Raw genomic sequence first — 21,836 nt, forward strand, 5'->3', positions numbered from 1 at the left:
CCGCGCCGCGAGAACGCGGAAACTCAGATGCGGGGGAGTACGTCGGCCAGCAGGGCTCCCATGCGCTCGGCAGCGGCGTTGCCCGCTTCGAGTACCTCCGCGTGGTCGAGCGGTGCGCTGCCGACACCGGCGGCGAGGTTGGTCACCAAAGAGATGCCGAGCACCTCCATACCTGCCTCGCGTGCGGCGATCGCCTCGAGCGTCGTCGACATGCCGACCAGGGTCGCGCCGAGACGGCCGGCCATGACCACCTCGGCCGGTGTCTCGTAGTGCGGTCCGGGGAACTGCGCGTATACGCCCTCGGCGAGGGACGGCTCGACCTCGCGGCACAGATCGCGCAGCCGGGCGGCGTACAGGTCGGTGAGGTCGACGAAGTTCGCGCCGACGAGCGGTGAGGTCGCCGTCAGGTTGATGTGATCGCTGATCAATACAGGTGTGCCCGGTGTCCAGGCCGGGTCGAGACCGCCACAGCCGTTGGTGAGTACGACAGCCCGACATCCTGCGGCGGCGGCCGTACGTACGCCGTGGACGACGGGCGCGACGCCGCGGCCTTCGTAGAGGTGGGTGCGTCCGAGGAACACCAGGAGACGGCGGTCGCCGAGCCGGATCGAACGCACCGTGCCCCCGTGGCCCTCGACCGCGGGAGCGGCGAACCCGGGAAGGTCGCCGGTGGGTATCTCGTACTCGGCCTCGCCGAGCGCGTCGGCGGCGGGCAGCCAGCCGGATCCCATCACGAGGGCGATGTCGTGTTCGGAGTCGGTCAGCTCGCGCAAGCGGTCAGCGGCCGCGCGGGCAGTCGCATACGGGTCGCTGTCGGTGGACGGTGTCGGAGCAGTCACGGGCGGAAAGCCTAGAGGAAGGAGGTTGGGGCGCGCCGCTCGACGCCCCCCACCAACGTCAGCGACGGCGGATGCAACTAGCGGTGCAGGCGGCGGGCGGCCTCGGCGATCGAGCCGCTGATCGACGGGTACACGGTGAACGACTGCGCCACCTGGTCGACCGTGAGCCGGCATGAGACAGCCATCGAAACTGCCTGGATCAACTCGCTCGCCTGTCGTCCGACGACGACCCCGCCGACAACGATGCCGGTGCCCGGCAGGCTGAACAGCTTCACGAAACCGTCGCGTACGCCTTGCATCTTGGCTCGTGGGTTGCCGCTGAGCTGGATCGTCTGGGTGCGGGCGGCCACGACTCCTTCGTCGATGTCGCGCTGGCTGAACCCCACCGTCGCGATCTCCGGCGAGGTGAAGACGTTGCTCGCGACCTCGCGGAGGTCGAGCGGCGAAACGGCGTCGCCGAGCGCATGGGACATCGCGATCCGGCCTTGCATGGCGGCAACCGACGCGAGCATGAGTACGCCGGTGCAGTCGCCGGCCGCGTAGATCCCGCGGCCGGTCGTACGCGATACCTTGTCGACGGTGATGAACCCGCCGTCATCGACCGCGACGCCGGCGGACTCCAGCCCGATGTCGGCGGAGTTGGGGATCGAGCCGATCGCGATCAGGCAGTGCGAGCCCTCGACCGTACGACCGTCGGTCAGCGTCACTCGTACGCCGTCGTCGACCCGCTCGACCGACTGCATCCGCGAGCGCGACATGACCTCCATGCCGCGCCGGGTGAAGACCTCTTCGAGTACGTGTGCGGCGTCGGCATCCTCACCGGGCAACACTCGGTCGCGGCTCGACACCAACACGACCTCGCTGCCGAGTGCCTTGTATGCGCCCGCGAACTCCGCACCGGTCACACCGGAGCCGACCACGATCAGGCGCTCCGGCAGGGTGTCGAGGTCGTAGATCTGCTCCCAGGTGAGGATTCGCTCTCCGTCGGGCATCGCGGTCGGCGACACCCGTGGGTGTGCTCCGGTCGACAGCAGCACGACATCGGCGGCGAGTGTCTCGGTGCCGCCGTCGGCGAGTTCGGCGACGACCTTGTCGGGGCCGTCGAGGCGGCCGGTGCCGTTGAGCACACGTACCGAATCACGCTCGAGTCGGCGCTCGATGTCGACCGACTGCGCCTGCGCCAGTGCCTTCACCCGGGTGTTGACCCGGGCGAGGTCGACCGTCACAGGTCCGTCGTCGGAGGCGTCGGATCCCAGCTGGACGCCGAGCTCACACGCCCCCTCGACCTCGGTCATCAGCTCCGAGGTCGCGATCAGGGTCTTGCTCGGTACGCAGTCGGTGAGAACCGTGGATCCGCCGATGCCGTCGCGGTCGACGATCGTGACGTCTGCACCCAGCTGCGCGGCCACCAGAGCCGATTCGTACCCGCCGGGACCGCCGCCGATGATCACCACATGAGTCACCCCGTCATTGTCGCATCGCGGGCGGACTCGCCCGGCGGGCACCGGTGCTCGCCGAACTACAGTCGCGTAGTTCAGCCGAAACGCTTCCCAAGATGACTACTTCATGCACACAATCAATCGCACGGGGTAGTCACATCAGCAACATCCGCCACATCGTGGCACGGAGGGATTCTCGATGAGCCGTCTCGGGACGGTCCTGGTCGGGGTGCTCGCTACAACCGCAGCGATGCTCCCGGCCACCACCGCCAACGCAAGCCAGGCAGCACCGGAACCGAGCGCCGGAGCCGGCGTCGATGCACTCGACGTACCGGGTACGGACACACAGCGCAGTGGACCGGGCGAACGTGAGGTCGCCCGACTTGCGCCGACCGCAACCGATCCGTACCGCATGGTCGCCGTCACCTGGTCGGCCGATCCGCGGGTCGGTCACGTACACGTTGACCTTCGTACGCGCGCGGACGGTCGGTGGAGCGGCTGGCGCACGCTCGAGACCGACCACGACGGGCAGAGCGGCGGCGACACCGCCGGTACGGTCCCGCTGTGGGTCGGCGATGCCGACGGAGTGGCCGTACGGGTCAGCTCCGACGGTCGTGCACCGGAAGACGTACAGGCGATCACCATCGACCCGGGCGATACGTCGGCCGCGAAGCGGGCGTCGTTGCCGAGCGCGGGCGGACCGATCGGCAAACCGCGTTTTCCGGCGCGACCGCCGATCGTCAAACGCAAGAGCTGGGGCGCAGATCCGAAGCTCGGTGACAAGTGCTTCGCGCCGATCTACGGCAAGACGACGAAGGCGGCGATCGTTCATCACACGGTCGGAACCAACGACTACACCCGTGCCGACAGCGCCGCGATCGTACGCGGGATCCAGGCGTACCACACGCAGGGCCGGGGCTGGTGCGACATCGGCTACAACTTCCTGGTCGACCGGTTCGGACGCATCTTCGAAGGGCGCAAGGGCGGAGTGAAGAAGCCGGTACGCGGCGCTCACGCCGGTGACTTCAACACCGACACGATGGGTGTGTCGATGATGGGCAACTTCGACACCGCGCGACTGTCGCAGCGACTGAAGAACGCCGTGACCAGGCTCGTCGGTTGGCGCCTGGGTACGAACTACGTCGCGCCCCGCGGGCGTACGACCCTGGTGGGCAAGCGACTCAACCGGATCTCCGGTCACCGCGACGTCATGTCGACCGCGTGCCCGGGCAAGCACGGGTACGCATGGCTGCCGACGCTACGTAAGCGGACCGGCAAGTACCTGTCCCGGTTCAAGTCCGAGATCCGCGACAACCTGCCGCGGAAGCGGACCGGTGCCGTCTTCGTCGGGGAGGCCCGCCTCGATGGCGGGCGGCAGACCATCTTCAACCGCGGGCGCGGCTACTACACCGCAGACGCCGGCGCGTACTTCGTCCCGCGTAGCCCGCTACTGCGTGGCTACCGCGCACGCGGCGGTCCGGGCGGCGACCTCGGGTTCCCCGTGACGGGCTACCGCAAGACCAAGGTCGACGGCGTACGCCGAGTCACCACTGAGCACGGGCGACTCTTCCAGAACCGCAACGACAAGGTCTTCGCCTTGACCGGGCGCATCGAGCGTGCGTACGTACGGCGCGGCGGCGTCGGCGGGAAACTCGGCACACCGCGGTCGGACACGGTGTCGACGAAGCGTGGCTCGAAGGCGCGTTTCGCCAACGGCACCATGCAGTACGACCGAAAGACGAAGAAGCTCACAGTCGAGGTCTGGTAGCGGATCCATGCGTAGACATCTCAGCGTTGCCGCCGGATTCCTGCTGCTTCCGGTCCTGCTTCCCGCAGCCGCACATGCAAACGAAGACGATCCGGACTGGGCAGTGGCCGCCGACCCGCCGTCGGCCGTCCACGACGCGAACCGTGCAGCGGTCGTCATCGAAGGTCGCGGGTACGGGCACGGCATCGGCATGTCGCAGTACGGTGCGCAAGGCGCAGCTCGCAAAGGCCTTTCGTACAAGCAGATCGTTCGGTTCTACTACCCGAAGACGAAGCTCGCGATCAACCGCGGCTTCCTGCGGGTGCTGCTCACCGACGACTACACCGACACGGTGATCGTACGAAAGGCCGCCGGGCTCACGGTGCGGGATCTCGGGGACCGTAAGAAGTTCAAACTGCCTACCAGCAAGGCGATCAGCCAATGGCGGATCGTTCCTGCGGCGGGCCGGCCGGCGCGGTCAGCAGTGCAGTACCGCGACAAGCGCGGATGGCATCGCTGGCGCGTTCCAGGACGCGTACTGCTGCGTGGCGACGGCGAGTTCCGCAGGCCCGGGCCGCTTGCGGTGATCATGCCCGACGGTTCGGCGCAGGCATTCCGCGGCGCGATTCGGTCGGCGTCGCCGAGCCCCTCGAGCAAGACTCGCGACACCGTCAACGTGCTGCGCATACAGAACTACCTGAAAGGGGTCATCCCGGTCGAGATGCCGGCTTCCTGGTCGCAGCCGGCATTGCGCGCACAGGCGGTCGCCGCCAGGTCGTACGCCTTACATCTCAAGCGGCGTGACGCCCGTGCGCACTACGACATCTGCGACACGACGAGCTGTCAGGTCTACGAGGGCTACGGCGTCGAGACCACGGCGACCAACAACGCCGTACGCGCGTCATCGGGTCAGACGGTCGAGTACAACGGCGAGCCCGCGCTCACGATGTTCTCCTCGTCGACCGGCGGATGGACGGCGTCAGGCGGAGTGCCGTACCTGCGCGCACATCGCGACAAGTACGACCGCTGGTCCGGAAACCCCATGCGGAGCTGGACTGCACGGATTGCGCGGTCGACGTTCGAGCGGGCGTACCCGTCCATCGGCAGGCTCAAGTCGGTTCGGGTGATCGAGCGCAACGGGCACGGAGCCTGGAACGGCCGCGCCGTGAAGGTGGCGTTGCGAGGTACGTCCAGGACCGTGCGCCTCAGCGGAACCGACCTGCGTTCGCTGCTCGGACTGCGGTCCGACTGGTTCCGCATCAAACGGTGAGCACGGCCCGAGGCTCTGTCACTCCGGGGAGGCCAAGGCGTCGGTGAGCAGGGAGATCAGCGCCTCGAGGTGCAGATCGTCCGACGAGTCGATCTCGTGATCGGAACCGTCGAGCGCTCTCGACGCGAGCCCGGCCTTGCTGTCCACCAGCTCGGCTATGCGGTTGTCGATCGTCTGGGCCGCGATGATCCGCCACGCGGTGACGGGCTCGGTCTGCCCGATGCGGTGGACGCGGTCGATCGCCTGGGTCTGCTCGGCATCGGTCCACGAGAGCTCCGCCAATACGACGTTGGACGCGGCCTGCAGGTTGAGGCCGACCCCGGCGGCGGTCAGTGAGCACACGGCAACGGCGACGTCAGGGTCATCGGCGAATCCTTCGACGCTGCGCTGGCGAGCCGCTCGGCTCTGGCTGCCCCGGATCGACACGTGCTGGATGCCGCGCTCGGTGAACAGCTCCTCGGCCCGGTCCATCACGTCGACGTGCTTGGCGAACAGCACGACCTTGCCGACGCTGCGGGCGAGCTGGGCGGCGTAGTCGGCGGCCGAGTCGGCCTTCGCTTGTCCGATGCGGCGCATCATCGAGAACACGTTCTCATCCGACTCGGCGGCGGCAGCGGCCTTGCGTTCCCGAGTGGCGACCAGGCGTACGAGCTCGTGGTCGATGCCCTCGGAGGGTAGAGCGGTGTCGTGAGTCTCGAGCGCCTTCTCGTACCTGGCGACGAGTCGTTGGGCGAGGCGGCGTTCGGTCGCGCGGATCGAGCGGCCTGCCTCGTTGTCGAGCTCGACCGGGATGTCGGCGATCCGGCGAGACGGGATGTCGGCGGCGACTTCGATCTTACGGCGTCGCACGATTCCGAGGTCGATCACGCTGGCGCGCGCTGCACGGTAGAAGCCGCGGTCGGCGGGCGTGAGACCGGTGTCGTCCAGTGCGTCCATCAGGGCTGCGCGGGGTTTGTCGTTGTCGATCCAGCCGAGGAACTGCCAGATGGCCTTGAAGTCCTCGACGTCGTTGATCAGCGGCGTACCCGTCAGCGCCATCAGTAGCGGTCGAGCGACCCTGGATCTGATCCGCTCGGACAGCTCGAGTACGTGTTGGGAACGTTGGGAGCTCTTGTTCTTGATGAAGTGCGCCTCGTCGACGACCATCCCGCGGAAACCGAGGTCTCCGAGCCAGCCGACGTGGCGGTCGAGCACTTCGTAGTTGATGACGACGATGTCGGCGAAGCCGTCGATGGACTCGCCGCTGCCGTGGATCGCGGTCGCCGGCCGTTTCGGCGTCCACATACCGGCCTCATGCACCCAGTTGGTCTTGACCACGTTGGGCACCACGACGAGCAACGGGTACGCGTCGGCGGCCCGGGCAGCGAGCAACGCCTGAGCTGTCTTGCCGAGACCCGGCTCATCGGCCAGTAGGAAGGTGCGGTGTCCGTCGGCGACGGCGGCAACGACTTGCGCCTGGTGGCGCATCAGCTCCCGGCCGCCCGGTGCCTGCAAGGACGTCGGCTCCGGTAGCTCCATGCATGCCGGTGCACCGTCGCTCGCGGTCTCGAATGCCTTGAACAGCGGACCGAGCAGCTCCCAGCTGTCGAGGCGGTGCGGACCGCGTCTGGTCTGCTCGACGGCGCTGAAGTCCGGTGTCAGGAACGGGTTTGCGAGCTTGCGCGCGACGACCGCCTGCGGAACCACACGCCGAGGGGGCGCGGCGGTCGGGGACGTGGCCTCGGCGGCGGGGGTGTCGTCGGTCGTCGGCTCCATACCGGCATCGCGGAGCATCTCGCGGGCGACGTTGCGAGCTTCGTCCGAGACGGTGGCGCTGTCGCCGACCAGCTGCAGGAGGGTGGCTTCCTTCGCGGCCGCCCGGGCGAGGTTCGCGGCGATGTCCTCGAGCCGGTCGAGCTGCGCTGCGCGGCGGTCCTTGCCCATCGTCTCGTCGGCCTTGATCCGCGCGCGTGCCTGACGCATCGCCAGCGCGATCGCCTGAACCTTCGTACGCAGACCCGGTGTCACATGCGACTGCTGAACTGCGCGGTCGACTTCGCGAACGGCTCGCGCCAGCACGGTGGCGATGCCCTGATCCCGCGATCGATCGCGACGGGGCCCGCGGCGGCGGGTGTCCGACCGTTGTTGCTGTCGTCGAGCCACGACGAACTCCTCTCGTACTGCTGAATGCGACGCAGACCTGACGGGTCGACGTCGCAGGTCGCGAGGCCGCGACACGTTGCGACCTCGGGCCGGCCGGCGCAGAGTCTGCGGCGGGTCCAACCGGCACCCAGCGGCAGCCAGCAGATCTATGCACGATGGGTGCACAACCGATGGCAACAGACGTCCGGACGATATCGCCGGCACCTGATCGGTGGATCTGCCGTGCCACAGGCGCCTTGCAGCTCGCTACATCGTAGCGCGGTGCGACGAGTCGCGGCAGAGGCCCATGCCGAGTGTCTGCGTTGCGACCGTACGGCGGCCTCGTACGCGGGTCTCAGCGCAGGGTGAGGAGGAGGTCGCCGCCCTCTGCCTGGCGGCTCGAGCCGATCGCGAGCCGCTCGACGATGCCGGAGGTCGGCGTCGTGATCGTCGCCTCCATCTTCATCGCCTCGATGGTGGCGACTGCCTGGCCGGCTTCGACCTCGTCGCCCGCAACCACCGTCGGGGTGACGACGCCGGCGAACGGAACTCCCACCTGCTTGGGATCGGACGCATCCGCCTTCTCGGCTGCCGTGTCGTCGACCGCGACCGAACGGTCCCGTACCGTCACGGGCCGGAGCTGGCCGTTGAGCGTGCACATGACCGTACGAAGACCGCGTTCGTCGGCATCGCTGACGGCCTGTAGTCCCAGGATGAGCGTCTTGCCCTCCTCGATCTCGACCTCGGAGTCGTGTTCCGGATCGAGGCCGTACCAGAAGTCCGCACTCGGCACGACCGAAAGGTCGCCGTACTCGTCTCGCGCACGTTCGAAGTCGTCCGTCGGACCGGGGAACAGCAGCCGGTTGAGGGTGCCCCGGCGGTCGGACTTCAACCCGTCGCGCTCGTCTGCGCTGAGCTCGGCCGCCGGCGCCTTGTGCGTACGCCCGGCAAGTGCGCGCGTCCGGAACGGCTCGGGCCAGCCGCCCGGCGGATCGCCGAGATCGCCGGACAGGAACCCGATCACCGAATCGGGTACGTCGAACTTGCCGGGATCGGCGGCGAAGTCGTCGGGGTCCGCCCCGACCGCGACGAGGTGCAGGGCGAGGTCGCCGACCACCTTGCTCGACGGGGTCACCTTGACGACGTTGCCGAGGATGTCGTTCGCGGCGGCGTACATGTCCTCGATCTGCTCGAACTTCTCGCCGAGTCCGAGGGCGATCGCCTGCTGACGCAGGTTCGACAGCTGTCCGCCGGGGATCTCATGGGTGTACACGCGTCCCGTCGGAGCGGGTAGCCCGGCCTCGAAGGGGGCGTACAGGCGACGGGTGGCCTCCCAGTACGGCTCCAGGTCGTTGACGGCGTCGAGGTCGAGGCCGGTCTCACGCGAGCCGTGGTCGGTGCCCGCGACGAGCGCCGAAAGCGGCGGCTGCGACGTCGTGCCGGAGACGGCGGCGTTCGTGGCGTCGACCGCATCGACTCCGGCGTCGATCGCCGCCAGCAGGGTGGCGAGCTGGCCACCGGCCGTGTCATGGGTGTGTAGATGGACCGGCAGGTCGAAGCGGTCGCGCAGCGCGCCGACGAGAGTTCGCGCGGCCGGGGCGCGCAGCAGGCCCGCCATGTCCTTGATGGCCAGGATGTGCGCACCGGCATCGACGATGCGCTCGGCAAGGTCGAGATAGTAGTCGAGCGTGTACAACGACTCGTTCGGATCGCTCAAGTCACCGGTGTAGCAGAGCGCAACCTCGGCGACCGTCGTCTCAGTGGCGCGTACAGCCTCGATCGCGGGCCGCATCTGTTCGACGTCGTTGAGTGCGTCGAAGATCCGGAACACGTCGATGCCGGTTTCGGCCGCCTCGGTGACGAACGCGTCCGTGACCTCGGTCGGGTACGGCGTGTAGCCGACCGTGTTGCGGCCGCGCAGCAGCATCTGCAGGCAGATGTTGGGTACGGCTGCGCGCAGGGCGGCGAGGCGCTCCCAAGGGTCCTCGTGCAGGAACCGCAGCGCCACGTCGTACGTCGCGCCGCCCCACGCCTCGAGCGACCAGAGCTGCGGGGTGGTCCGCGCGACGTACGGTGCGACACCGAGCAGGTCGGAGGTGCGTACGCGGGTCGCGAGCAGCGACTGGTGCGCGTCGCGGAAGGTCGTGTCGGTGACGGCGATGTCGTTCTGCGCGCGGAGTCGCCGGGCGAACTCCGCCGGTCCGACGTCACGTAGCAGCTGGCGCGTACCCGCCCGCGGCTCTGCGGAGAGGTCGCAGTCGGGCAGCTTGCCGGTCGGGTCGATGCTGACCGGGCGTACGCCGTTGGGCCGGTTGACGGTCGTATCGGCGAGGTAGCGCAGTAGTCGCGTGCCGCGGTCGGCGGAGCGTACCTGCGTCAGGAGCTGCGGATTCTCATCGATGAAGGCGGTCGTCAGGCGACCGGCCTTGAAGTCGGGGTTGCCGAGTAGCGCGAGTAGGAAGGAGATGTTCGTTGCGACTCCGCGGATGCGGAACTCCGCGACCGCACGCTCGGCGCGTTCGACGGCCGCCGGGAAGTCGCGACCGCGGCACGTCAGCTTGGTGAGCATCGAATCGAAGTGGGCGCTCACTTCGGCGCCGGTGTAGGTCGTACCGCCGTCCAGGCGTACGCCTGCGCCGCCGGGGGAGCGGTACGTCGTGATGCGGCCGGTGTCGGGCCGGAAGTCGTTGGCGGGGTCCTCGGTAGTGATGCGGCACTGGAGCGCGGCGCCGCGGGTGCGGATCTTGTCTTGGGTCAGGTCGAGATCCGCGAGCGTCTCGCCGGCGGCGATCCGCAACTGTGCCTGGACGAGGTCGACGTCGGTGATCTCCTCGGTGACCGTGTGCTCGACCTGGATTCGCGGGTTCATCTCGATGAAGACGTACGAGCCGTCGGGCGAGACGAGGAACTCCACGGTTCCTGCGCAGGTGTAGTTGATCGCCTTCGCGAATCGCACGGCATCGGCACAGATGCGATCTCGCAACTCGGGATCGAGGTTCGGTGCCGGCGCGATCTCCACGACCTTCTGGTGCCGTCGCTGCACGGAGCAGTCGCGCTCGTACAGATGCACGGTCTCACCGGTGGCGTCGGCGAGGATCTGCACCTCGATGTGTCGCGGGTCGACGACTGCTTGCTCGATGAAAACCGTCGGGTCGCCGAACGCGCCCTCGGCCTCGCGCATCGCGGCCTCGATCGCCGGGCGAAGCTCGGGGGCCGTCTCGACTCGGCGCATCCCGCGCCCGCCGCCTCCGGCGACCGCCTTCACGAACAGCGGGTACGAAAGGGAATCTGAGGCCTCGACCAGCTCGTCGACATCGGTACTCGGGGGCACCGAGCCGAGGGTCGGAACGCCCGCCTCCTTTGCGGCGGCGATCGCTCGCGCCTTGTTTCCCGTCAGCCGTAGTACGTCGACGCTCGGGCCGATGAAGGTGATACCGGCGTCGGCGCATGCCTTGGCGAGAGCGGGGTTCTCGCTCAGGAAGCCGTAGCCCGGGTACACGGCGTCGGCTCCGGCGGCAACGGCGGTCGCCACGATCCCTTCGGGATCGAGGTACGCGCGTACCGCATGGCCGCGTTCGCCGATCTCGTACGCCTCGTCGGCCTTGAGCCGGTGCTCGGAGCCGCGGTCTTCGTACGGGAAGACCGCGACAGTGCGTGCGTCGAGCTCATAGGCCGCGCGGAACGCGCGGATCGCGATCTCACCGCGGTTTGCGACCAGGACCTTGGAGAACATGCGCCGAGGCTATCTGGCGGGTCCGATCCGCGGGATGTTCGGTCTCGCTTCCTGGGACCGCCTCGCTGACTCGTCGATCCCGCAGATCGAGACTGACGAGTCAGCAGTGCAGGAGCGACGAGTCAGCGGGCGGCGCGGCGTCCTTTCAGTCGCCCGATCAGGTCGAGTTCAAGGGAGCCATACCCGGTACTCGTCCACGGTTCGATCTCCAGAGCGAAGTAGTGCCGCGGCCGGCCGTCGTACGGGAAGTCGAGCACATCGTCGGGCATGTGACCCGCGCCGATCGCATCGGCGCAGGCGGCGCAGGCGGGTACGTCCACCCCGGCGGCCACACCGCGCCAGCTGACCGTACGCACGGCGTCACCGTGCAGCGGGTTCAGGTAGCACCGTGGTGTCGGCTCCCAGTCGCGACCGGCGATCGCTGCGTCGAGTGCCGACTCGCCGCGAGCCGTGAGCACGATGACTCCGACAGTGTCGGCAGAGGAATGCGGACCGTCGAGCAGCCTTCGCGCGATTGTGTGGTGCTCGACGGCTTGTTGCCAGGAGTCGTGTGTCTGCAGGGATGTCGTCGACTCGATGCGCTGCCCGAGTGCGGTGAGCTCGCGGCGCGCCCGCTTCTCCCGGCGCCGACGCTCGGCCACTGGAATACCCGGCAGCGACGGCAACCACCCGGGCAGTCGGGAAGGGCTCCCGGACCGGCGTGCACGGCGCAGCAGCCACCCGACGCCGACGGCCGCGAGAGCGAGCACCACGATGATTCCGATACCCAACGTGATGCCGGCGGCGCCGCTGTCCTCAGTCGTGCTCGACGGCTGACCGGACGGCTCGGCCGCCGGAGTCGACGTCTTCGGCGGCGCGGTCTGCTCACCCGACGCGTTGCTACCCTGCTCGCGACTGCCGTTCTGCCCGGCGTCACGGTCGGGCTTGTTGAGTCGCTTGTACACCTTGCGCGCTTTGCCCCCGGCAGTCAGGCGCGCGGTGTCGACGACCTGCTGCGCGATGTCCTTCGGGCTACGCAGCCTGGCCGACTCCGTTGCGTAGAAGGGGGTCTGAACCTTGCCGAAGGAGTACCCAACGACCCGAAGACCGCTGCCGCTTCCGTCGACGCCGATGTACGTGCCGCGGGTTGCGACGTCCTTGCGTATCGATGCGAACAGCGCCTCGATGTCGCCCTTGAACCGGGGATGGTTGCCGGGGACCTTGATCAACGCGACTTTGACCGGCGGGCGATGACCGGCGACCGCCTTCTCGAGGCGTCGCTCGACCCGCGAGTTGAACTTGTCGCGCAGGCCAGGGGAGATCCAGACCCCGTCCTGGTTCAGCTGGTGTTTGATCCGCTTCAGGGTCTTGTCGTTGATCCTCAACCGCGCCTCACCGAGGCTCGGTTGACGAGGCGGCGTACGGGCCGCTGAGCGGTGACGGTGTCACCGAAGGTGTGTTCTGCCGACATCGGACGGTGGCTCAATCCTTGCTCACACGCGTGGCGTGCCACCGAGCTGGCTACACCGGGGTTTGGGTCGAGTGCCGTGATCGTATCGGATGAGATCACAGCGAGTGATCGTCCCTCCGTTATCGTTCGCGAAGTCGGCCGATGAGGTCCGCGTCGAGCGCTCCGTACCCGGTGCCGCTCCAGGGCTCCAAGTCGAGCGAGAAGTAGTGCCGGGGAGTGCCGTCGTCGACGAAGTCGAGAATGTCGGTAGGCGTTGCCCCGGTGCTGAGTGCGTCAGCACAGGCCGCACAACACGGCACGTCGACGCCGTCGTCTCCGCCCCATACCGCCGAACGGACGGCCGCTCCGTGCATCGGGTTGAAGTAGCACGTTCGCGCGGGCGACCACTCACTGCCGGCGAGCGCCGCGTCGAGTGCGTCGTTGCCACGTTCGACGAGCACGATCACGCCGACCACATCGGCCGGTGCGGTCGAGCCGTCGAACGTACGCCGGGCGAGTTCGTAATGATCGAGCGTCGCCTGCCAGGCGTCGCTCGCGTCGGTCATGGTCGCCGCGTCGATGCGTTCGCCGAGGCGAAGGAGTCCGTCCTTCGCCTGTTTGGCGCGTTGGAGCCTCTCCGCTTCACGCACCGTTGACATGACGTTCGTCGGAAGGGCGAAGCCCTCCTTCTCGCGGCGCAGACGCCTTCGAACGCGTACGAAGAGGACGATGCCGACCACGACGACGAGTGCGGCGATCACGAACCCGATGACAACGCCGGTGCTCAGCTCTGAGTCGTCTGACTGCGGCTGAGTGCCGACGGCTCCGGACTCCTCCAGCCGGTTGTACACCTCGAGGGCGTTGCCGTCGTCGATCAGACCGATGGCGTCGACGACCTGGTCGGCCAGATCGTCGGGATGCCTGGCTTCGGCCGCCTGTGCGGCGTAGAAGTCATCGTCGCCGCCGACCACCGTCACGGCCGGCTTCTCGTAGTTCTCCATCCCGATGAACGTGCCCTGCAGGCCTGTGTCGTCGCCGACGATGGTGAACAACGATTCGACGTCGCCGTGGAACATCGGGTCGTCGTACGGTACGTCGACCATGGCGACGTACACGTCTTCCTTCGCCTCGTCGACGGCCTTCACGATCCGCTGCTCGTCTGCCTTGGAGATGTCGGACCGCAGATCGGGTGACACCCAGACACCGTCGTCCTGCAGCGCCTTCTCGATGCGCTTCAGCGGCACCTCGTCGCTCATGCCGGCCTCCGGGAGGGGAATGCAATCAAGACGGTGAGCAACACGATGAGGTAGCCGCCTCCCGCGAACAACACCCCGGCGGCGATTCCGCCGCCCGGCCCACCCCAGTGGTCGGACGCTTCGACCGGCGGCTCTTCGGGCGACTGTGCGACCGCAGCGGCGTACCTCTTCAGCGCGATGTGGTCACGGCCGAGCAGTGTGTCGCGGTCGATGTAGTCGAATCCGACGCCGCGGCTCGTCTCGCTCGCCTGCAGGCGTTCGTCGACCACGGCGTACAGGCCGTCATCGCCGATGTGGTCGGCGATGATGTCGACGGCGTTGTAGTTCTGGTAGTAGCCGGCGCTTGTCGTGTTCGTCAGGTACGCGAGGTAGAACGGCTGGTCGGCCGACTCGACGGCCTTCTGGATGCGGTCGACCTGGCGGTCGGTGAGCCGGTCGCGGAGTTCGGGCGCCACGTAGAAGGAGTCCTGCTCGAGCCCGTCGATTGCGGACGCGAGCCGGTCGCCGGGGTCGATGTCCGCCGCGGACGCCTGCTCGACCGGTTTGTTCGACAGGACGAACGCCGCGATCGCGGCCACGACGAGTGCGGCGATCGCGGAGAGTCCCCACGCGGGTTGCCAGCTCAGCTTCATCGGATGGACTCCAAGACGAGGTCACCGAGGTCGTCGGCGATACTGCCGAATCCCGTTCGGGCCCACACGTCGTCACGTTCGTAGTACGGCCGCTCGCGGCGTCCGCTCGCTACGACCAGTACGTCCGGCGTACCTCCGGACTTTTGTCGGCGCGCACATTCGGCGCATACCGGTACGCGTAGCCGGGCGTCGCCGAACTGCCATCCGACCTCCGCCGTGCTCTCGCCGTGGATCGGGTTGAAGTAGCAGCACCGGTACGCCCCTGGCGGCTGGGACTCGGTTGCGCGTACGACGTCACGACGTCCGGAGCGCGCGAGCACGAGCGCACCGACGACATCGGCGAGGTCGTCGCTGTCGTGGACGTGCTCGGCCGCGTCGCGCGCCAGCATCGCCTGCTGCGCGTGCTCGGGATGGGGAAGTTCGGCAGGGGCGCGTGCAAGGTCTTGAGCGAGCTCGGTCAGCTCGCGTCCGGCCTGGGCGCGTACGTCGTCGATGCTGATCGCGGCGGCTGGTTCTGCCGTCGGCTTCGCGGGTTTGGGATCGACGCGCCGTCGTGGCCACGCGCTTCTCAGCGTCTGCTGCCCGATGAGCAGGACGAACACCCCGATCGCGGTCGCCGCCATCCAGACGAAACCCGTGCGCGAACCCGGCGCCGGAGTGACGACCTCCGTCGTGGAAACGTACGCGTGCGGGAGCTTCGCGAGCTCGTCGACCTCGTCTTCCGACATCGTGGCGTATGTATCGGGATCGGCTTCCGAGCGCGGGTCGTCGGCCGAACGCAGGGCGATCTCCGCGGCAAGCGGCGGCGAGGGGGCGCGGATCCTATCGCCGTGGAGGTCGGCAAGGCGATCGCTCACGAGACGGGTGTTGCCCGCCGACATCAGGTATACCGACGTGCTGTCGACGTCGACACCCCAGGCTTCGACCTCGAGCGTTCCGTCGCGAGCCTGCACGACGTAGAGTCCCGGTCGGTCGAGCCGGTTGTGCAGGACCTGGATCAGCTGCCCCGACGGATCATCGGTCTTCTCCTCGATTTCCTGCGGCGCGTTCACCAGCGCGACATACGTGTCGAATGGCAGATCCGCCGCCAGATCGGAGAGACGCTGCTTCATAGCCGCAGTGTCGCCGGCGCCCATCGTCTCGTGCACGAGGATCGGATCGTCCTCGAGCGATCGGACCAGGTCGGCGACGGTTTTGGCAGAGTCGTCGGCGCCTGCCGGCGCGGGCACTGCGACACAAGCGATCGCACACAACGCGGCGACTGCGCGAACCAGCGAACGCAGGGCGCTAGTCCTTGATCTCGCAGATCACGCTGCCGGCCGTGACGGATGCACCGGCGTCGGCATCGAGACCGGTGATCGTACCGGCCTTGTGCGCGTTCAGCGGCTGCTCCATCTTCATCGCCTCCAGGACGACCACGAGCTCGCCTTCGGCGACCTGCTGACCTTCCTCCACGGCGACCTTAACGATCGTGCCTTGCATAGGTGACGTGAGCGCGTCACCGCTGGCCGCGGCGCCGGCCTTGCGTGCACCACTGCGCTTGGGCTTCTTGGCGGCACCGCCACCCGACGCAACCGAACCGAGCCCTCCGGGGAGCACGACCTCGAGCCGCCTGCCGCCGACCTCGACGGTGACCCTCTCCCGCTCTTCGGGCTCGCCGGTGGCGGGTGCTCCGTCGTACGGCGGGATCTGGTTGTCGAACTCGCTCTCGATCCAGCTGGTGTAGACACCGAACGATGAGTCGTCGCCGATGTACGCGGGGTCATCGACGACGGTGCGGTGGAACGGTACGACGGTCGGCATGCCGTCGACGACGAACTCGTCGAGCGCTCTGCGAGACCGGGCCAGGGCCTCTTCACGGCTCCGGCCCGTCACGATCAGCTTGGCCACCAGGGAGTCGAACGAACCGGGTACCGTCTCGCCCGCGACATAGCCGGCGTCGACGCGTACGCCCGGGCCCGACGGCGGCTGCCACGCGGTGAGGGTGCCCGGCGCGGGCAGGAAGCCGCGGCCGGCGTCCTCGGCGTTGATCCGGTACTCGATCGAGTGTCCGACGATCGCCGGGTCCTCGTATCCGAGCTCTTCGCCGGCAGCGACGCGGAACATCTCCCGCACCAGGTCGAGGCCGGTCACCTCTTCGCTGACCGGATGCTCCACCTGCAGACGGGTGTTGACCTCGAGGAACGAGATCGTGCCGTCCTGGCCGACCAGGAACTCGCACGTACCTGCACCGACGTACCCCGCCTCGCGCAGAATCGCCTTACTCGACTCGTAGAGCGTGCTCAGCTGCTCGTCGGTGAGGAACGGTGCAGGTGCCTCCTCGACGAGCTTCTGATGCCGACGCTGCAGGGAGCAGTCACGCGTCGAGACCACGACCACGTTGCCGTGCTTATCGGCGAGGCATTGGGTCTCGACGTGGCGAGGACGGTCGAGGTAGCGCTCGACGAAGCACTCCCCGCGTCCGAAGGCCGACACCGCCTCGCGTACGGCCGACTCGTACAGGTCGGCGACCTCCTCGCGCTTACGGGCGACCTTCAAGCCGCGACCACCGCCCCCGAACGCTGCCTTGATGGCGATCGGGAGACCGTGCTCATCGGCGAACGCCACGACCTCGTCGGCGTCGTTCACCGGATCCTTGGTGCCGGGTACGAGCGGTGCACCGACCTTCTGGGCGATGTGGCGGGCCTGCACCTTGTCGCCGAGTGCGGTGATGGCCTCGGGCGGCGGGCCGATCCAGGTCAGCCCGGCGTCGCCCACGGCCTGGGCGAAGTCGGCGTTCTCGGCCAGGAAGCCGTAGCCGGGGTGCACACTGTCGGCGCCGCTGCGCTGTGCGATCGCGACGATCTTCTCGATCGACAGGTACGAGTCTCCTGGCGTAGCGCCGTCGAGGGAGTACGCCTCATCGGCCATCCGTACGAACAGCGCATCGCGGTCGGGCTCGGCGTACACCGCGACGCTGGCGATGCCGGCGTCCTTGCATGCACGGATGACGCGCACTGCGATCTCACCGCGATTCGCGACCAGGACCTTGGTCAGCGGGCGATCACCTTGGTGCTTGCTCACGACGCGACTCCATATCGATTCGACAAAGGCGGCCAGCCGAGTCTAAGGCCCTTTCGTCGCGCCGGGATGTGAGCCTGCTCTCGCCACCAAGGAGCCGGGTACGGCCGCGTCAACTCGCCGGAATCACCGATGGCGCGATGTTCTGGTTGCGACGGAACACGTTGCCGGGGTCGTACATGTCCTTGACCGCGACGAGTCGCTCGAGCTGTGCCGAGGAGTACGCGCGTCGCAGGGCGCTGTCGTCGTCCTCGCTGAGCGCGTTGACATAGGCGCCGCTTGCGTACGGTTCGAGCGATGCGGCGAACGCCCGAGCAGCGGCGATCTGCTGCTCGTCCTCGGCGGGGTCGGTCCACCGGGCGGAGGTGACCAGTTCGAACGCCGTGTCGCGGTGGCCGAATGCCGTCGCTTCGGCAGGTACGTCACCGATCGCACCGCCGTACGCCTGGATCGACGCGGAGGCGCAGAACCCGTCGGCACCTGCGGCGTCGAGAAGCGCATCGAGTGCGTCGTCGCTCAGCTCGCGGAAGTAGTGGCCTTTCCAATAGCGGCGTAGTGCGTGGCCGCCGACCGAGTCGTCACGGGCCTGCAGCTCGAGGTACGTCTGGTGCTCGATCCGCTCGGCGCTCGGTGCGCCGAGCGTCCGCAGGTCTGACGCCAGCCGTTCGCCCGTTGCCGGGTCGCCGACCCAGACGTACCCGACGCAGATCGTCTCAGGAGAGATCGCGACCTTGAAGGTCGCCGCCCGTGGCGCTTTCGCGCTCAGATCGCGCCAACCGCGCAGCGCGTTACGTGCTTGTGCGAGGGGGAAGTCCAGCTCAACGCTCAGCGCTCGAGTGCCGATCTCGTGCAGGTCGAACTCGAAGTCGGTCACGACGCCGAAGTTGCCGCCTCCACCGCGCAGCGCCCAGAACAGATCGGGATGGTTGTCGGCGTTTGCCGCGACCACGTCGCCCGTTGCCGTCACGACCTCGAACTCGCGCACGTTGTCGCAGGCGAGCCCGTACGTACGAGCGAGCCAACCCATCCCGCCGCCCAGGGTGAGTCCGCCGACCCCGGTGTGCGAGACGTTGCCGGCTGTTGTCGCGAGTCCGTACGGCTGGGTCGCCCGGTCGAGCGCGCCGAGCAGCGCGCCTCCGCGTACTCGCGCGATCCGGCGCTCCGGGTCGACGCGTACGTCAGCGAGCGAAGTCAGGTCGATCACCAGACCTCCATCGGGGATGGCATGTCCGACGATGCCGTGTCCGCCGCAGCGGATGCCGATCTCGAGGTCGTTCTCCTGCGCGGTTCGTACCGCATGGGCCACGTCGCGCACGCTGGCGCATTGGACGATGACCGCCGGCCGGTTGTCGACCATCGCGTTCCAGATCGCGCGCGCGTTGTCGTACTCGTCATCGCCTGGTCGCAGCATGCCGCCGTCGAGACCCTTCAACATCGTTCCTCCTATTAACCGTTCTGTATCAGAACTGTAATGGCGGGGGCTCGGCCATGCCTACTGTTCGGCGTAGTGCCAAGTCGAACTGGCGGGGCGTGTGCGCACGACTCGCGTACCGCCACCTAGTATTGGGCAGGCTTACCTAACTAACGAGAGTTGGCTGATGTCTGCGACCACCCGTCTGCGCCGTGCGGCGCTCATCGCCGGTCTGGCCGGCGCCCTTCTGCTCACCGCATGCGGGGGCTCCGATGACTCCGAGGACTCGGCGTCGGGCTCCGCAGACTCCGGCGCGTTCCCGATCACCATCGAGCACGCGCTCGGCACCACCACGATCGAGGAGAAGCCGACCCGCGTCGTCACCTGGGGCTTCGGCAGTACGGATGCCGCACTGGCCCTCGGCGTCGTACCGGTGGCGATCCCGCAACAGACCTATGGGGGCGACTCTGACGGCGTACTGCCGTGGATCAAGGAGAAGCTCGCGGACATGGGGGAGGACACGCCGACGATGCTCACCAACCAGCAGGGTTCGGACGAGGTCCCGTTCGAGGAGATCGCCGCTGCTGACCCGGACATCATCCTGGCCAACTACTCGGGCCTCACCCAGCAGGACTACGACACGCTCAGCGACCTCGCGCCGACCGTTGCGTACCCGGATGAGCCGTGGGCGACACCGTGGCGTGAGGTGGTGCGTACGGTCGGCAAGGCGCTGGGGATGGAATCGAAGGCCGATGAGGTGATCGCCGATGCCGATGAAGTCGTCGCGAAAAAGGCGGCGGAGCATCCCGAGCTGAAGGGCAAGACCATCGCGGCGGTCTGGGACACCGGCGACGCGTTCTACGTCTACAAGCAGGCCGACCCGCGAGTGGAGTTCCTCACCGACCTCGGCCTCGAGAGCGCGCCGAGCGTCGACGAGCTCAGCACCGACGAGTCGACGTTCTACTACACCCTGAGCTTCGAGGAGCTGGACAAGCTGACGAGCGACATCCTCCTTTCGTACGCGGACTCCGAGCAGTCTGCCCAGGCATTCCTCGACGCTCCGTACGCACAAGGGATGGACCAGGTGACCAAGGGCCACGTCGCCTCGATGGTGGGGCCGGAACCGGTCGCCGCGGTCTCACCACCGACGGTGCTGTCGCTCACGTGGGGCATCGACGACTACCTCGTGCAGCTCTCCAAGGCAGCCAAGAGTCAGTAACGCACCACCGTCGCACTAGGGTGTGTTGCCATGACCGCGGAGAATGCGGAGTCCAACCGCCGCGCACAAGCCGAGATGTACGGCGAACCTCTCGGCGACCTGATCGGCCGCTGCGCCACGACGCTCGGGCTGACCCAGGCGAGGGTCGCCAAGCTGCTGGGCATCTCCGCGCCCATGCTCTCCCAGCTGATCAACGCCCACCGGATCAAGATCGGCAATCCGACCGCCGTGCACCGGCTGCAGGCGATGTACGTACTGGCGCAGCGAGTTGCGGCCGGTGAGCTCGCCGCCGCCGATGCGGTGCGCGAGCTGGAGTCCGATCGCTCCGTCGAGGGCGTCGTCACCCAGACGTCGAGCGTCACCGATGCCGGCGCAGCTATCCGTTCGGTTTTCCGTGCAGCCGGAACCAGCGACGAGTTCGCTTCGGCGGCGGCGGTCCTGCGGCCGACGCATCCGGCCATCGCCTCGCTGCTCGATACGTACGGCGGCTCGCATGGGTGAGGTGTTCGCCGGTCGCTACGAGTTCGTGGAGCCGATCGGGCACGGCGGCATGGGAACGGTCTGGATCGTGTGGGACATCCGCGACCGGACCCACCGCGCGGCAAAGCTTCTGCGCCAGGCCGACGCGGGTTCGCTGATCCGCTTCGTACGTGAGCAGTCGGTGCGTATCGACCACGATCATCTCGTCACCCCACGCGGCTGGTCCGGCGAGGACGACCGCGTGCTGTTCACCATGGACCTCGTACGCGGGGGCTCGGTGCACACGTTGCTCGGTGATCACGGTGCGCTGCCCTCGGCCTGGGCCGCGACGTTGTTCGACCAGCTGTTGTTGGCGCTTGACGCAGTACACGGTGCCGGGCTCGTTCACCGCGACATCAAGCCCGCGAACCTGCTTCTGGAGCCGACCGGCAGATCGCATCCGCAGCTCCGGCTCGGCGACTTCGGGGTTGCCGTCGCGTTGAACGAGCCGAGGCTCACCCAGGCCGCGACGGTCCTGGGCACGCCGGGCTATCGGGCTCCGGAGCAGATGGCCGGAGCAGATCCGCATCCCGCGCAGGACATCTGGGCCGCCGGGGTCGTGCTCGCCGAGATGCTGAGCGGTCGTCGGCCGCCCGTCGACGCCGAGGCCGTCCCGCGTACGCCGCCGGCCGGGGTCGACCCGACCTTGTGGAAGCTCGCGTGCGTACTGGCCGATCCCGATCCGCAGCGGCGTCCTCCGTCGGCGGCAGAGGTACGCGGCGTACTCGCGACAACGGGGTTCGTCGCAGCCGACGGAGTTGCTCCGGATGCCGCCGATGCCGACATCGAGGTACTCGAGCACATCGAGGTGCCGGCCGAGAACCGTTCCGGGCCGACGCCCGACGCACTGCCAGTACGGGAGGGGGCCGGGTCAGTGCGATCGACTCCGGACCTCGTCGGGTCGAGTCAGTCGCCCGTGCCGCCGCGGCCCGAGGCACAGGCTGCGCGGCCAGAGACGGCGTCGAGTGCGCCGGCGGATGAGGCCGAAGCCGAATCGGGTTCCAAGGCGGCGATGCTGGGTTGGTTGGCGATTCTGGTCGGAGTCGCCCTGGTCGTCGCGGCCGGCTGGATCGTCATCCGCTGACCCGCGACAACCTCCACGCCGAGACGCGAGAACCATCACGCCGAGACGCGGGTTCCGATGAGCGGAACCCGCGTCTC

At 68.1% G+C, this 21,836-nt stretch carries 15 protein-coding genes; 5 read left to right on the plus strand and 10 right to left on the minus strand.

Translation table 11 applies throughout. The features are described 5' to 3' along the window. Positions 1-23: 23 nt before the first annotated feature. Together MU582_05545 and MU582_05550 are read right to left on the minus strand one after the other, a co-directional pair. On the minus strand, positions 24-839 hold the full coding sequence (locus MU582_05545) for a purine-nucleoside phosphorylase (GenBank protein ID UPK76107.1): 816 nt from the start codon (positions 837-839) through the stop codon (positions 24-26). Positions 840-916: 77 nt separating this feature from the next. Further along, on the minus strand, positions 917-2,302 hold the full coding sequence (locus MU582_05550) for an NAD(P)H-quinone dehydrogenase (protein UPK76108.1): 1,386 nt from the start codon (positions 2,300-2,302) through the stop codon (positions 917-919). 175 nt (positions 2,303-2,477) lie between these two features. Between MU582_05550 and MU582_05555 the strand changes: the two genes are divergently transcribed. Further along, positions 2,478-4,046, plus strand: a complete 1,569-nt coding sequence (locus MU582_05555; GenBank protein ID UPK76109.1) for a peptidoglycan recognition protein — start codon at positions 2,478-2,480, stop codon at positions 4,044-4,046. 7 nt (positions 4,047-4,053) lie between these two features. After that, positions 4,054-5,295 (plus strand): SpoIID/LytB domain-containing protein, encoded by a 1,242-nt coding sequence (locus MU582_05560; GenBank protein UPK76110.1) that lies wholly within the window; start codon positions 4,054-4,056, stop codon positions 5,293-5,295. An 18-nt stretch (positions 5,296-5,313) separates the two neighbouring features. On the opposite strand, the gene MU582_05565 is transcribed toward MU582_05560, so the two are convergent. The 8 genes from MU582_05565 to MU582_05600 all read right to left on the minus strand — a co-directional run bounded on the left by MU582_05565 (position 5,314) and on the right by MU582_05600 (position 18,961). Then, positions 5,314-7,437, minus strand: coding sequence for a DEAD/DEAH box helicase (locus MU582_05565; protein ID UPK76111.1), 2,124 nt, complete (start codon positions 7,435-7,437; stop codon positions 5,314-5,316). Between the two features lie 334 nt (positions 7,438-7,771). Then, positions 7,772-11,149, minus strand: a complete 3,378-nt coding sequence (locus tag MU582_05570) for a pyruvate carboxylase (GenBank protein UPK76112.1) — start codon at positions 11,147-11,149, stop codon at positions 7,772-7,774. Positions 11,150-11,271: 122 nt separating this feature from the next. Further along, entirely contained in the window at positions 11,272-12,513 is a 1,242-nt protein-coding gene (locus MU582_05575) for a hypothetical protein (protein UPK76113.1), read from the minus strand. A 205-nt stretch (positions 12,514-12,718) separates the two neighbouring features. Then, positions 12,719-13,834 (minus strand): hypothetical protein, encoded by a 1,116-nt coding sequence (locus MU582_05580; GenBank protein ID UPK76114.1) that lies wholly within the window; start codon positions 13,832-13,834, stop codon positions 12,719-12,721. Further along, the gene (locus tag MU582_05585; protein UPK76115.1) at positions 13,831-14,466 is read right to left on the minus strand and encodes a hypothetical protein; all 636 of its coding nucleotides are present in this window, start codon (positions 14,464-14,466) and stop codon (positions 13,831-13,833) included. Before MU582_05585 ends, MU582_05580 begins: the two co-directional genes overlap by 4 nt. Next, entirely contained in the window at positions 14,463-15,695 is a 1,233-nt protein-coding gene (locus MU582_05590) for a hypothetical protein (protein ID UPK76116.1), read from the minus strand. The genes MU582_05585 and MU582_05590 overlap by 4 nt, the downstream gene beginning before the upstream one ends. 58 nt (positions 15,696-15,753) lie before the next feature. Continuing rightward, on the minus strand, positions 15,754-17,529 hold the full coding sequence (locus MU582_05595; GenBank protein UPK76117.1) for an ATP-grasp domain-containing protein: 1,776 nt from the start codon (positions 17,527-17,529) through the stop codon (positions 15,754-15,756). 109 nt (positions 17,530-17,638) lie between these two features. Then, positions 17,639-18,961, minus strand: coding sequence for an FAD-binding oxidoreductase (locus MU582_05600; protein UPK76118.1), 1,323 nt, complete (start codon positions 18,959-18,961; stop codon positions 17,639-17,641). A 163-nt stretch (positions 18,962-19,124) separates the two neighbouring features. Here MU582_05600 and MU582_05605 point away from each other — a divergent pair, with 163 nt between their 5' ends. Genes MU582_05605 through MU582_05615 form a run of 3 tightly spaced genes read left to right on the plus strand, consistent with a single transcriptional unit; the run spans position 19,125 to position 21,759 of the window. After that, positions 19,125-20,156, plus strand: coding sequence for an iron-siderophore ABC transporter substrate-binding protein (locus tag MU582_05605; GenBank protein ID UPK76119.1), 1,032 nt, complete (start codon positions 19,125-19,127; stop codon positions 20,154-20,156). A gap of 30 nt (positions 20,157-20,186) precedes the next feature. Beyond that, on the plus strand, positions 20,187-20,657 hold the full coding sequence (locus MU582_05610; protein UPK76120.1) for a DNA-binding protein: 471 nt from the start codon (positions 20,187-20,189) through the stop codon (positions 20,655-20,657). Next, entirely contained in the window at positions 20,650-21,759 is a 1,110-nt protein-coding gene (locus tag MU582_05615; protein UPK76121.1) for a protein kinase, read from the plus strand. Before MU582_05610 ends, MU582_05615 begins: the two co-directional genes overlap by 8 nt. Positions 21,760-21,836: the final 77 nt, after the last annotated feature.

Source organism: Nocardioidaceae bacterium SCSIO 66511 (assembly GCA_023100825.1).
Lineage (GTDB): Bacteria > Actinomycetota > Actinomycetes > Propionibacteriales > Nocardioidaceae > Solicola.